Genomic DNA, 14147 nt, shown 5'->3' with positions numbered 1-14147 from the left:
AGGTCTCGTTCGCTACCCGCGGCCTAACCGGAACCCCGAGCGAGCGGGGCGGTTATGCACTGCCTGGCAGTGATCCGCACCGAGGCGCGGAGTACTGAACCTGTCTATTCTCGCACGGGGGACGCCGCCGTGCAACCCGGGCGTGTCGCGCTCGTCAGCCGCGACGCGGCAGGAGTCTCGGGAGCAGCAGGTAGAGCACCAGGACGGCGAGACCAGCACCGAACAGCGCGATCGCACCCGCCGTACTGGTGAACACGGACCCGAGTCCGAGCAGCGAGGTGGCGAGTGTTGCGCCGGCCGTCATCGCAGAGGCCTGCACGTGCGAATATCCCAGCTGCTGAATCCGCTGGTACGTGTGCTCCTTGTGCGGTTCATCCCAGCGGCGCCCGGCCCGCACGCGCTTCACGAGCGTCACCGCGACGTCGCCGAAGTAGATCACCATGGGCCCGATCGTCGCCAGCAGCGGAACCCCGGCCACCAGCGCAGCGAAACTCGTGATCGCCGTCGCACCGCCGAGCAGATAGCTCCCGACATCGCCCAGGAACGCTCCGGGTTTCGTCAGGTTCCACGGGAGGAAGCCGCCGAATCCGGCGGCGAGCACGAGGCCGGCCGCGAGTAGCCAGGGAAGCCCGAGGAACCAACCTGCTGCCGCGAACGTCAGACCTGCGATGACGCCGTGGAACCCGCTGATGCCGTTCAATCCGTCCATGAAGTTCGCGACGTTGATGTAGCTCGAGATGAAGAGCACCGCGTAGATCGCCAGGAGCAGCGCTCCCCAGAGCGGGAGGCCGGGACCGGCGAGAACGAGGATCGCGACCGCTGAAGTGAGTGCGATCACCAGCAGCAGGACGCTGCGGACCCCCACGCTCAGCCCCCAGAGATCTTCGGCGAATCCGAGCAGCCCTGCAGCGAACGAACCGACGACGACCGTCAGCAGGAGCCGCGTGTCCCCCGCTCCGGTGTGCTGCGCGACCACCGCGAACCCGCCGGCCGCGCCCATCGCGATGAGCACGGCCAACCCGAGGCCGCGCAGCACCGGGCGCTCGTGAGAGGAGCGCTCGTTGGGGACGTCCATGATGCCGAGCCGCACGAGCAGGGGCCGCACGAGGTACGGCAGCAGGATGCTCAGGACGAGTGCGAGAACGCCCGCCACCAGGGCGATCGCGAACGGTGTCACTGCACCCGCTCCTCAGCCGCCGCGGTCAGGTCCATTCGCGCGACCCATCCCTCGTGATCGAGCACCGCAGGCGAAATGGAATCGACCCTCGCGTGGGAGATCTTCGGGTGATAGGGGCGCTCATCGCCCTCTCCCTCCCCGACCAGCTCCTCGTGCAGCTTCTCGCCGTGCCGGAGTCCGGTGAAGACGATGTCGACGTCGCGGCCGGACTGCGCGATCATTCGCTTCGCCACGTCGAGAATGCTCACCGGCTCCCCCATGTCGAGGATCAGCACTTCTCCGGGGCGACCGATGCCGCCCGCCTGCACGACCAACTGGCACGCCTCAGGGATCGTCATGAAGAACCTGGTCACGTTCGGATGCGTCACGGTCACGGGGCCACCGGCCTCGATCAGCTTCCGGAATGTCGGAAGCATCGATCCGCGGCTGCCGATCACGTTCCCGAAGCGCACCGAGAGGTACCGCTGACCCGTGTGCTCCGCCATCCAGGCGGTGAGCTTCTCCGCCACGCGCTTCGAGTGTCCGAGCACGCTCGTCGGATTCGCAGCCTTGTCCGTCGAGATGTTGACGAACGTCCCGACCTCTGCCGCCTGCGCCGCGCGCAACACGTTCAACGTTCCGAGCACGTTCGTCTTCCAGGCCTCATCCGGGTACTGTTCGAGCATCGGCAGATGCTTGAGGGCCGCGGCGTGGAAGACCACCTCCGGTCGCCGTTCGCGAAACAGGCGCTCGAGGGCTCCGGCGTCTCGGATGTCGGCGAGCACCACGTCCTGGGTATCGAGCAGACCGTGACCGCTGATCGACAGCTGCGTCTCCTGCAGCGCCGTCTCGTCTCGGTCGAGCATGATGAGTTCCCGCGGCGCGAATCGAGCGAGCTGCCGGCAGAGCTCGGACCCGATCGACCCGCCGGCCCCGGTGACCAGCACCCGCCGATCCTGGAGGTACGAGGCGATCGACTCGGTCTCGAGCCGCACCGGGTGCCGGCCGATGAGATCCTCGATGGAGAGCTGCCGCACGTCGGAGATCACCGAGTTGTTTCGGAGGATCTGGTCGAGCGGCGGCAGCACCATCGCCGTCATCCCAGCGCGGTTCGCGGCCTCATCGACGCGGCGCATCAGTCCCGCGTCGGCGTCGCCGATGCAGATGATGAGCTTCGTGGCACGCGTGAGCCGTGCGACCTCCGCCAGGTCGTCGAAGCCGCCGAGTACCCGCACGCCGCGCACTTCCTGCCGACGCTTCTTCGGGTCGTCGTCGATGAAGCCCACCGGGAGCGCCGAGCCCTTCGCGTCCGTGAGCAGGCGCTTCGCGGTCTGCACGCCGAGATATCCCGCGCCGTACAGCAGTGTGCGCTCCGCCTCCGAGCCGGGCAGCATCTGGCGCTCCTGGTACAGGCGCATCACGTATCGCGCGACCCCCATCAGGCTGAAGGTGATCGGCGCTGCGATGAAGAGCGTGCTGCGCGGGATGCCGTTTCCGTACCCGACCAGGTACGCGAACAGCCAGGCGACGACCATCACCGCGGTGATGTCGAGCACGAGCACCCGCACCTCGTCGAAGCTGCCGATCTGGTATCGGTTGCGGTACAACCAGGAGAGCCAGCCGACGACGAGCTGGAGCAGCACCGTGACGCCGATGACGACGAGCGTCCACCCCCAGTGGATCCTCATCAGGTTGAAATCGAACCGCAGCACGAGCGCTGCAAGGATTCCGACACCCCACGCTCCGGCGTCGGCGAGGAACAGGACGCCGTACTGCCGGGCGAAGTGGCCGATTCGGCCCGCGGCGGACTGCGGCACGTGGGCTCCCTTCGTTCCGCCCGAATCCGGTGACATCGGGCGTGGATCAGCTTCGAGAATACCGCGCGGCACCTGCGCAGAAGCGGAGGCCGCGCGGGCGGGCGGGAACGGCAGAACCCCCGGGGACGGATCCCCGGGGGTTCTGGTACTCCACGGTCAGACCATGGGTACGGGTAGTTCTACGAGACTTACTCGACGACCTTGGTCACCGTGCCGGCGCCGACGGTGCGGCCACCCTCACGGATCGCGAAGCCGAGGCCCTCTTCCATAGCGATCGGCTGGATCAGCTCGACCGACATGTCGGTGGTGTCACCGGGCATGACCATCGGCTTGTCCTCGGGAAGGGTGATGACACCCGTCACGTCCGTGGTACGGAAGTAGAACTGCGGACGGTAGTTCGTCTCGAACGGGTTGTGGCGGCCACCCTCATCCTTCTTGAGGATGTAGGCGGTGCCCTCGAACTTGGTGTGCGGGGTAATCGAGCCCGGGGCCACGACGACCTGGCCGCGCTCGACATCTTCGCGCTTCGTGCCGCGGAGCAGCAGGCCACAGTTCTCGCCGGCCCATGCCTCGTCGAGCTGCTTGTGGAACATCTCGATGCCGGTGACCGTGGTCTTCTGCGTCGGGCGCAGACCCACGATCTCGACCTCGGAGTTGATCTTCAGCGTGCCGCGCTCGGCGCGACCCGTGACGACGGTGCCACGACCGGTGATCGTGAAGACGTCCTCGACGGGCATCAGGAACGGCTTGTCCTTGTCGCGCACGGGATCCGGGATGCTCTCATCGACGGCTTCCATGAGCTCGACGATCGAGTTGACCCACTTCTCGGTGCCCTGAAGCGCCTCGTAGCCCGACACGCGGACGACGGGGACGTCGTCTCCCGGGTAGCCCTGCTTGGAGAGCTCCTCGCGGACCTCCATCTCGACGAGCTCGAGGATCTCCTCGTCGTCGACCATGTCGCTCTTGTTGAGGGCGACGAGCAGGTAGGGAACGCCGACCTGCTTGGCGAGCAGGATGTGCTCCTTGGTCTGAGCCATCATGCCGTCGGTCGCTGCAACCACCAGGATCGCGCCGTCCATCTGGGCGGCACCGGTGATCATGTTCTTGATGTAGTCAGCGTGACCGGGTGCATCGACGTGAGCGTAGTGACGCTTGTCGGTCTCGTACTCAACGTGCGAGATGTTGATGGTGATGCCGCGCTGGCGCTCCTCGGGAGCCGAGTCGATCGTGTCGAAGTCGCGCTGCACGTTCACGTCTGACGGGAACTTGTCGGCGAGGGTCTTCGAGATCGCCGCAGTAAGAGTCGTCTTACCGTGGTCGACGTGACCGATCGTTCCGATGTTTACGTGCGGCTTGGTCCGCTCGAACTTGGCCTTCGCCACTATGGTCCTCCTCAGGACGTCGAGTACCGTTTTCCTCCGACGGTTTCGGAGGACACGAATACGGGGTTGGTGTCACTATGTTACAAGCTCAGCGCTGTGATCGCGACCTGAGCGGGCCGGCCGGCGGTGATGCGAGGCACCTCCGCCGACCGGCGGGCGAAATTACTCGCCCTTAGCCTTCTGGATGATCTCTTCGGAGACGGCCTTCGGAACCTCGGCGTACGAGTCGAAGGTCATCGAGAACACCGCACGACCACTGGTCTTCGACCGGAGGTCGCCGATGTACCCGAACATCTCGGAAAGCGGGACGAGGGCGCGCACGACCTTGACGCCGCTCGCATCCTCCATCGACTGGATCTGACCGCGACGCGAATTCAGATCGCCGATGACGTCGCCCATGTACTCCTCGGGAGTACGCACCTCGACCGCCATGAGCGGTTCCAGCAGGACGGGCTGCGCGAGACGCGCGGCCTCCTTGAACGCCATCGAACCGGCGATCTTGAACGCCATCTCCGAGGAGTCGACGTCGTGGTACTGGCCGTCGAGCAGCTGCGCGCGCACGTTCACGACCGGGAAGCCGGCCAGGATGCCGTACTGCATCGCGTCCTGGATGCCCGCGTCGACCGACGGGATGTACTCGCGAGGAACGCGACCACCGGTCACCTTGTCCTCGAAGAGGTACACCTTGTCGTCTTCGTTCTCGAGCGGAGCGAGCGAGATCTGCACCTTGGCGAACTGACCCGAACCACCGGTCTGCTTCTTGTGGGTGTAGTCGTACTTCGGCACCTCGCGACGGATCGTCTCGCGGTACGCGACCTGCGGCTTGCCGACGTTCGCCTCGACGTTGAACTCGCGCTTCATGCGATCGACGAGGATGTCGAGGTGGAGTTCGCCCATGCCCGCGATGACGGTCTGGCCGGTCTCGGCGTTGAGGCTCACGCGGAACGTGGGATCCTCTTCGGCGAGCTTCTGGATGGCGACGCCGAGCTTCTCCTGGTCGCTCTTCGTCTTCGGCTCGATCGCGACCTCGATGACGGGCTCGGGGAACGTCATCGACTCGAGGACGACCTGGTTCGCGGAGTCCGACAGCGTATCGCCCGTCGTGGTGTCCTTGAGACCGATCACCGCGTAGATGTTTCCGGCGGTGAGCTCGTCGACCGGGATCTCCTTGTTGGCGTGCATCTGGAAGATCTTGCCGATGCGCTCCTTCTTGCCCTTGGTCGAGTTGACGACCTGGGTGCCAGAGGGAACGTTGCCGGAGTACACGCGGACGTAGGTCAGACGACCGAAGAACGGGTGCACGGCGATCTTGAAGGCGAGCGCCGAGAAGGGCTCGCTGGCCGACGGCTTGCGCTCGATGACGATCGACTCGTCACGCGGGTCGTGCGCCTCGATCGAGCCCACGTCGAGCGGGTTCGGCAGGAAGTCGACGACCGCGTCGAGCATCGGCTGGATGCCGCGGTTCTTGAACGCCGAGCCGCAGTACACGGGGTAGATCTCGTTGTTCACGACGAGCTTGCGGATTCCCGCCTTGATCTCGTCGATGCTGAGCTCTTCACCCGCGAAGTACTTCTCGAGGAGAGCATCGTCAGCTTCGGCGACTGCCTCGACGAGCTGAGCGCGGTACTCCTCGGCCTTCGCCTGCAGATCGGCGGGGATCTCCTGCGTCTCGTAGGCAGCGCCCAGCGAGACGTCGCCCTTGGCGTCGCCTTCCCAGACGAATGCCTTCATCGAGAGGAGATCGACGACGCCGATGAAGTCGGACTCGGCGCCGATGGGCAGCTGCATGACGAGCGGCTTCGCGCCGAGTCGGCTGACGATGGTGTCGACCGTGAAGTAGAAGTCGGCGCCCATCTTGTCCATCTTGTTGACGAAGCAGATGCGGGGCACGCCGTACTTGTCTGCCTGACGCCAGACGGTCTCCGACTGGGGCTCGACGCCCTCCTTGCCGTCGAACACGGCAACGGCGCCGTCGAGCACGCGGAGCGAGCGCTCCACCTCGACGGTGAAGTCGACGTGGCCCGGCGTATCGATGATGTTGATCTGGTTCTTGTTCCAGAAGCACGTGACGGCAGCGCTGGTGATGGTGATACCGCGCTCCTTCTCCTGCTCCATCCAGTCAGTCGTCGAGGCGCCGTCGTGCGTCTCACCCAGCTTGTGGTTCACACCCGTGTAGAACAGGATGCGCTCGGTGGTGGTGGTCTTGCCGGCATCGATGTGCGCCATGATGCCGATGTTGCGGACCTTACTCAGGTCGGTGAGCACGTCTTGTGCCACAGGGTTCTCCTCCGGGGTGGGGGTGAAGTATCGGGAGATGTCGACTCGGCTGCCGAACTGCGCCGTCCAAGTCGCGGGGCGAGGCCCCGGGTGCGGCGGAGGGATGCGCACGCGCATCCCTCCGCCGCGAGGGTTCTACCAGCGGTAGTGAGCGAACGCGCGGTTCGACTCGGCCATCTTGTGCGTGTCCTCACGGCGCTTCACAGCGGCGCCGAGGCCGTTGGAAGCGTCGAGGATCTCGTTGGTGAGGCGGTCGGTCATCGAGTTCTCACGACGAGCCTTCGCGTAGCTGGTGAGCCAGCGGAGAGCGAGCGTGTTCGCACGGTGAGGCTTGACCTCGACGGGCACCTGGTAGGTGCTGCCGCCGACGCGGCGCGAGCGGACCTCGAGGGTCGGGCGCACGTTGTCGAGCGCCTTCTTGAGGACCGTCACGGCATCCTGACCGGACTTCTCGGCAACGGTCTCGAGTGCACCGTAGACGATGCGCTCGGCGAGACCCTTCTTGCCGTCGAGGAGGATCTTGTTGACGAGCTGGCTGACTACGGGCGAGCCGTAGACGGGATCAGCGACGACGGGGCGCTTGGGAGCGGGACCTTTACGGGGCATTACTTCACCTTCTTTGCACCGTAGCGGCTACGAGCCTGCTGGCGATCCTTGACCGCCTGCGTGTCGAGCGCGCCGCGCACGATCTTGTAACGAACACCGGGGAGGTCCTTCACACGACCACCGCGCACGAGCACCAGCGAGTGCTCCTGCAGGTTGTGGCCCTCGCCCGGGATGTAGGCGGTGACCTCGGTGCCGTTGCGGAGCTTCACACGGGCAACCTTGCGCATTGCCGAGTTGGGCTTCTTCGGAGTGGTGGTGTACACACGCGTGCATACGCCAGCCTGCTGCGGGTTCGCCTTCAGAGCGGGCGCTTTGGTCTTAGTGACCTTCGGCGACCGGCCCTTGCGAACCAACTGCTGAATGGTAGGCAATAGTTCTCCTCATTTGTCCTGCACGGTGACAGGAATGCTTCAATGGATGAGCATGTGCGACCGCTTGCGCGCCCGCTGACCTGCTGTTCCGCAGAGCGGAACCGAGTGCAGGTATGCCGTGGGGGCCCACTTCTCGCGAAGCGTCCGACCCTGTGGCGCAGTCCCCCGAAACCTCCGTGCAGGCACGACTGAGTCGGTGGAACACACCAGCACACAACTATACGCCGAGGATCCTGCTTTGGCAATGAGTGAGAGCCGGGACCTCAACTCGGCGGTTCGAGGTTGCGACTCAGATCGTCGAGCATGCTCTGGACCTGCGGCTCGACGAAGCGATGCACCGCCGTCTCGATCCGTGCGCGATGCGCGACGAGCGCGAAGCAGACCTCCTGGCCGACCGCATCAGCCTGCGCATCGGCGAGTTCGATCTCCCGGCGCAGCCGAAGCTTCTCATCCGGGTTCAACGGCGGCCTCGGCAACGGGGGCGCCGGGCGCGATTCCTCTGCGAGGCCGGCGAGGGTGAAGAGGAACGGCTGCGCATCGTCGCCTGGCTCCGGATCGGGATCGAGCCCGTCGTACTCCGGTTCGAGCCCGTCGGCCGGATCGTACCCGCCCGCTTCCCAAATTTCAGCGCCCTCCAGCTCCGCGTGCAGAGCGGGGAGCCGCGCCGCTGTGAACTCCTCGACGCGCTTGTCGATGATGCGCTGGAGGCGCGATACCAGCGCGTGCGCGACCTGGTGCGGGACGTCGTCGGTGAGCCCCGCAGCGGCGAGCATGGGCGACCCGGTGCAGCGCCGGCAGACCCGTGAACGGCCGCGGTGCGTGCCGGGGCTCCACCGCGGCACCCAGCGCAGCCAGGAGTCGACGGCGGCGTCGACTCGGTTCTCGATGCTCGTCGCCACGATCAGTCGGTCTCCTCGTCGCGTTCCCAGGGCCACCGAGGCGGAGGCCGGTCCGTGTAGACCCGCCTCGCGAGCACTGCCCAGAACAGCAGCGCAGCAGCGGCCCAGATGACCGGAAGCGCGGCGGCGAACGGGCTGAGCCAGGTCTCCGCCACCGTCATCCCGGCGAGCATGCCGAGCAGCCCCCACCAGAGATAGATGCCGGCGGCGACGGCGATGATCGACGACCAGGCGGGCTCTCGCCTGCCACGCAGCAGCGTGATCGCGTGACGCCACAGCCCGACGGCGAGCAGCGCGAGACCGCCGACCAGCATGAGCGGCGCGATGGAGGACGGGACGCCGGGCGAGGTCACGGGGTCTCGGTCGAGCATCAGCGCGAGACCACCCCATACGGCGACGAGCAGCGCGGTCGCGACGATGACCGCTGCGCCGATCAGCGCCGCGACGTAGCCGCGGGTCACTCCGCGACGCGGCTCGTGGGTCATGCCTGAGCGGAAGCCTTCGACTCTGCGAGGGAGGCCTCGTAGTCGGCGAGCTCACGAGCATTGCGCTGCTTCATCCGGCGTCCACGACCGCCGATCCAGGCCCCGAACCACACCGTGACCTCGCGGGCGACGAGTGCCGCACCGAGGGCGGGAACGGTCAATCCGAATCGCGTGACGAGGGTGTGCAGGTCGCCCGACCACCCGCGCGTCCCGCCGAGCATCTCTCTCGGGCTCTCGAACGGCGTTCCGAAGTATGCGAGACCGAGGGTGACCGCCGCCCAGACGAGCGCAGCGACGAAGAATCCGCCCAGCACGTACGCCCACCAGCCGGCACGGCCCGCGATGAGCACGAGCAGCACGAGACCCACGAAGAACGCGACGGCCCCGGCGATGACCGGCCACGAGGTCAACCACGGGACGAGGCCGTCAGTGAGGAACGACGAGGGCGGGAACATCGGCGCCAGCCAGAGCGCGAGCACACCGGCCAGCACGGCGGCGAAGCCGACCGTCGCGAGGATCGCGATGAGTACGCCGGCGCCGCGATTCCCCTTGATGTCCGGAGGCATCGGCGTCTGCACGTAGAGCCCGGCCATGGGATGGTCGGAGCTGATCCGAATCTCGCCGTCGCGCTCGCGCGTCGTCGACTCGTCGGCCGCGGTGGGGAGGTCGTCGAGTGCCGGCAGCGCCGCGGTCTCCTCCCGCGTGAGCGTCGCCGATGAGGCTGCCCGCTCCGTTGGCGGCTCCATGTCGAGTTGCGTGTCTACCAGCGATGCCTGCTCGCGGCGAGCTCGCTCGGCGTCCTCCTCGACCCCAGGAGTCGACTCAGGCTCCCCGGCTTCGCGCGCGACGACGTCTGTCTGCGTGGACACGTGCTGCTCCCCCGCACCCTCGTCAGTGCTCGAGGTGCGCGAGCGCTGCACGGCGCGGAGCACCTCCGTGCGGCTCGCCTCCGTCTCTTCAACCGGCGCCCCCGGATTGCCGGCGGTCTCTGGGGTTTCCGCCGCCCTCGACGCGGATCCCTCGCGCTCGTCGCTCATCGCTTCACCTCTCGTAGCGGATCGGGATGTCCGGCGCAGATTTCGCGCCTGACACGATCATGTGCGGCAACAGTACAAGGTGGAGGGGCCCATGCGGGTTTCCCGCGCCGCGATGCGGGAAGACGCGGAATGCGAAACGGGCGCCCGCACCCGGAGGTGCGGACGCCCGTGACGCTGGCCGAGCCGACTAGCTGTAGTTGCCCGGGTTGAACTCGTCAGCCGTGAAGCTGTCGAAGTCCACGAACGAGAGGTCGTTCTCGTCGAAGGTGCCCTCGGTCGCGAAGAGGCGATTCGGGTAGCGCTCCGCCTTCGCTTCCTCGGTCGCAGCCACGTCGACGTCGCGGTAGACGCCGAGGCCGGTACCGGCGGGGATCAGCTTTCCGATGATCACGTTCTCCTTCAGACCGATGAGCGGATCTCGCGATCCCTCCATCGCAGCCTGGGTGAGCACGCGCGTCGTCTCCTGGAAGGAGGCGGCGGAGAGCCACGACTCGGTCGCGAGCGACGCCTTGGTGATACCCATGACCTCAGGTCGCGCCGTTGCCGCACGCTTCGTGTCGAGCAGCGCTTCGCGGTTGATCCGCTGGTAGCGCGCACGATCGACGAGCTCGCCCGGGAGCAGCTCCGTCTCGCCGTGATCGACGACGGTGACCTTGCGCAGCATCTGGCGCACGATGACCTCGATGTGCTTATCGTGGATCGGCACGCCCTGCGAGCGGTAGACGCCCTGCACGCCCTCGACGAGGTACTTCTGCACCGCGCGCTCGCCCGGGATGTGCTTGCCGCCCTCGGTGGAGCCGACCTGGAGGATGTCCTTCGGGTCGAGCGTTCCCGCGAGGAAGGGCTGACCCAGCTCCACGTGATCGCCGTCTTCGACGAGCAGCGTCGAGCGCTTCAGCACCGGGTATGCCTTCTCCTCCGTGCCGTCATCCGGCGTGAGGAGAATGCGACGGCTCTTCTCGGAATCGTCGATGACGACGCGACCCGCAGCCTCGGCGATCGGCGACGCACCCTTCGGGGTACGAGCCTCGAAGAGCTCCTGCACACGGGGCAGACCCTGCGTGATGTCGTCCGCCGATGCGGAACCACCGGTGTGGAAGGTGCGCATCGTCAGCTGCGTGCCGGGTTCACCGATCGACTGCGCCGCGATGATGCCGACGGCCTCGCCGATATCGACGCGCTGACCGGTCGCGAGCGAGCGGCCGTAGCAGGTCGCGCAGACGCCGACAGCCGACTCGCAGGTGAGCACGGAGCGCACCTTGATCTCGGTGACTCCGCCATCGACGAGCTTCTCGATGAGCACATCGCCCACGTCCTCGCCCGCCTGGGCGACGACTGCGCCCTCGCCGTTCACCGCGTCAGCGGCGAGCGTGCGGGCGTAGACCGAGTTCTCGACGTTCTCGTCGCGCACCAGCACGCCGTTGGCGTCAGGGGCGGCGATCGGGAGATCGAGACCGCGACGGGTGCCGCAATCCTCTTCGCGGATGATGACATCCTGCGACACGTCCACCAGACGACGGGTGAGGTATCCCGAGTCGGCGGTGCGGAGCGCGGTGTCGGCCAGACCCTTTCGAGCACCGTGGGTCGCGATGAAGTACTCGGCGACCGACAGGCCCTCGCGGTACGAGTTGATGATCGGGCGAGGAATGATCTCACCCTTCGGGTTCGACACCAGGCCGCGCATACCGGCGATGTTGCGGATCTGCAGCCAGTTACCACGAGCACCGGAAGACACCATGCGGAAGATCGTGTTGTCCTCCGGGAACTGCTCGCGCATGGCGGCGGCCACCTCATCGGTCGCCTCCGTCCAGATCTCGGTCAGCGCCTTCTTGCGCTCGCTGTCCTGGATCATGCCGCGCTCGTAGTCGCGCTCGACCTTCGCCGCGCGCTTCTCGTGCTCGGCGATGATCTCACCCTTGTTGGAGGGCGTCACGACGTCCGAGAGCGAGACGGTCACACCGGAGCGCGAAGCCCAGTGGAAGCCCGCGTCCTTGATGCGGTCGAGCGTCGCCGCGACCTCCACCTTGGGGTAGCGCTCGGCGAGATCGTTGACCAGGCTCGAGAGCGTTCCCTTGTCTGCGACGCGCTCGAAGTAGGCGTAGTCGGCCGGCAGCGCCTCGTTGAAGATCGCTCGTCCGAGCGACGTCTCCACGAGCACCGGCTTCTCCGACGTCACGCCGTTCTCGTCGGTGTACCCGATCAGACGGATCTTCACGAGCGCGCCGAGGTCGAGGGTGCCCTCGTCCATCGCGAGAATCGCTTCGGCGATCGATCCGAACGCACGGCCGGTGCCGACGGAATCGCGCTTGATCGTCGTCAGGTGGTGCAGGCCGATGATCATATCCTGCGACGGCAGGGTCACCGGGCGCCCGTCGGAGGGCTTCAGGATGTTGTTCGACGCGAGCATGAGCACGCGCGCTTCGGCCTGGGCCTCCACCGAGAGCGGCAGGTGGACTGCCATCTGGTCGCCGTCGAAGTCCGCGTTGAACGCAGCGCAGACGAGGGGGTGCAGCTGGATGGCCTTGCCCTCGACGAGCTGCGGCTCGAACGCCTGGATACCCAGGCGGTGGAGCGTCGGTGCGCGGTTGAGCAGCACGGGGCGCTCGCGGATGATCTCCTCGAGCACGTCCCACACCTCGGAGCGCGCGCGCTCGACCATGCGCTTCGCGGCCTTCACGTTCTGCGCGTGCGACAGATCCATGAGGCGCTTGATGACGAACGGCTTGAACAGCTCGAGCGCCATCTGCTTGGGCAGACCGCACTGGTGCAGCTTGAGCTGCGGGCCGACGACGATGACCGAACGCCCCGAGTAGTCGACGCGCTTGCCGAGCAGGTTCTGACGGAAGCGACCCTGCTTGCCCTTGAGCATGTCGCTCAACGACTTGAGGGCGCGGTTGCCGGTGCCCGTCACGGGGCGACCGCGACGGCCGTTGTCGAACAGTGCGTCGACGGCCTCCTGCAGCATGCGCTTCTCGTTGTTCACGATGATCTCCGGCGCGCCCAGGTCGAGCAGGCGGCGCAGGCGGTTGTTGCGGTTGATCACGCGACGGTAGAGATCGTTGAGGTCGGAGGTCGCGAAGCGACCGCCGTCGAGCTGCACCATCGGGCGGAGCTCGGGCGGGATCACGGGAACCACGTCGAGCACCATCGCGGCCGGGCTCGCACCCGTCTGCAGGAAGGAACTGACCACCTTGAGGCGCTTGATCGCGCGGATCTTCTTCTGGCCCTTGCCCTCGGCGATCTGCAGGTGCAGGGTCTCCGATTCGGCGGCGAGGTCGAACGACTCGAGACGCTTCTTGATCGCCTCGGCGCCCATGTACGCCTCGAAGTAGTCGCCGTAGCGATCCTGCAGGTCCGCGAACACCGCGTCCTCGGGCTTGAGGTCGCCGACCTTCAGGTTGCGGAAGTCCTCCCACACGCGCTGCAGACGAGCGATGTCGTCGTCGAAGCCCTTGCGGATGGCGGTCATCTCCTTCTCGGCCGAAGCCTCGGCGCGACGGCGCTGATCGGCCTTCGCCCCTTCGGCTTCGAGCGCTGCGAGGTCGGATTCCGCCTGCTGCTGACGCTGCGCGATCGAGATGTCGCGCTGATCCTCGAGCGCCTTCAGCTCGAGACGCAGCTCGGCTTCCAGTTCGCCCAGGTCCTCGTGACGGCCCTCTTCATCAATGTCGATGATCATGTACGCCGCGAAGTAGATGACCTTCTCGAGGTCCTTCGGCGCCATGTCGAGCAGGTAGCCGAGACGCGACGGCACGCCCTTGAAGTACCAGATGTGCGTCACGGGCGCAGCGAGCTCGATGTGGCCCATGCGCTCACGACGGACGCTGGACTTCGTCACCTCGACGCCGCAGCGCTCGCAGACGATGCCCTTGTAGCGGACGCGCTTGTACTTGCCGCACGCGCACTCCCAGTCGCGGCTCGGCCCGAAGATCTGCTCGCCGAACAGACCGTCCTTCTCGGGCTTCAGCGTGCGGTAGTTGATGGTCTCCGGCTTCTTGACCTCGCCGAACGACCAGCTGCGGATGTCTTCAGCCGTGGCGAGACGGATCTGCAGCTCGTTGAAACTCGTACCCTCGAGCAAAATGTTCTCCTTGGGGATTTCAGTAAAAGTGAAGGT

At 66.4% G+C, this 14147-nt stretch carries 10 protein-coding genes; all 10 read right to left on the bottom strand.

Annotated features, from left to right (window positions below; all coding sequences use genetic code 11):
* Positions 1-154: 154 nt before the first annotated feature.
* Positions 155-1177 (bottom strand): MraY family glycosyltransferase, encoded by a 1023-nt coding sequence (locus JSQ98_RS14360; RefSeq protein WP_200329811.1) that lies wholly within the window; start codon positions 1175-1177, stop codon positions 155-157.
* Positions 1174-2973, bottom strand: coding sequence for an SDR family NAD(P)-dependent oxidoreductase (locus JSQ98_RS14355; RefSeq protein WP_090147476.1), 1800 nt, complete (start codon positions 2971-2973; stop codon positions 1174-1176). The genes JSQ98_RS14360 and JSQ98_RS14355 overlap by 4 nt, the downstream gene beginning before the upstream one ends.
* A gap of 188 nt (positions 2974-3161) precedes the next feature.
* Entirely contained in the window at positions 3162-4355 is a 1194-nt protein-coding gene (gene tuf / locus JSQ98_RS14350) for an elongation factor Tu (RefSeq protein ID WP_090147100.1), read from the bottom strand.
* A 162-nt stretch (positions 4356-4517) separates the two neighbouring features.
* Positions 4518-6632 carry an elongation factor G gene (gene fusA / locus JSQ98_RS14345; protein WP_090147097.1) on the bottom strand — a complete coding sequence of 705 codons (2115 nt, stop codon included), beginning with the start codon at positions 6630-6632 and terminating at the stop codon, positions 4518-4520.
* 135 nt (positions 6633-6767) lie between these two features.
* A complete protein-coding gene (rpsG, locus tag JSQ98_RS14340) occupies positions 6768-7238 on the bottom strand; it encodes a 30S ribosomal protein S7 (RefSeq protein ID WP_010156386.1) in 471 nt (156 codons plus the stop codon).
* Positions 7238-7609, bottom strand: coding sequence for a 30S ribosomal protein S12 (gene rpsL / locus JSQ98_RS14335; RefSeq protein WP_010156385.1), 372 nt, complete (start codon positions 7607-7609; stop codon positions 7238-7240). Before rpsL ends, rpsG begins: the two co-directional genes overlap by 1 nt.
* 263 nt (positions 7610-7872) lie before the next feature.
* Positions 7873-8508, bottom strand: a complete 636-nt coding sequence (locus tag JSQ98_RS14330; protein ID WP_090147094.1) for a spermidine/putrescine ABC transporter substrate-binding protein — start codon at positions 8506-8508, stop codon at positions 7873-7875.
* A gap of 2 nt (positions 8509-8510) precedes the next feature.
* Positions 8511-8993, bottom strand: coding sequence for a DUF6121 family protein (locus tag JSQ98_RS14325; protein WP_090147091.1), 483 nt, complete (start codon positions 8991-8993; stop codon positions 8511-8513).
* Positions 8990-10030, bottom strand: a complete 1041-nt coding sequence (locus JSQ98_RS14320; protein ID WP_211650277.1) for an ABC-2 family transporter permease — start codon at positions 10028-10030, stop codon at positions 8990-8992. The genes JSQ98_RS14325 and JSQ98_RS14320 overlap by 4 nt, the downstream gene beginning before the upstream one ends.
* A 187-nt stretch (positions 10031-10217) precedes the next feature.
* Complete coding sequence (gene rpoC, locus JSQ98_RS14315) at positions 10218-14111, bottom strand: DNA-directed RNA polymerase subunit beta' (protein ID WP_090147087.1); 3894 nt, start codon at positions 14109-14111, stop codon at positions 10218-10220.
* Between the last annotated feature and the right edge of the window lie 36 nt (positions 14112-14147).

The sequence above is a fragment of the Leucobacter manosquensis genome (genome assembly GCF_018304845.1).
GTDB lineage: Bacteria > Actinomycetota > Actinomycetes > Actinomycetales > Microbacteriaceae > Leucobacter > Leucobacter alluvii.
Note: the sequence above shows the minus strand (reverse complement) of the source record. Positions and strands in the feature narration are given on the sequence as shown.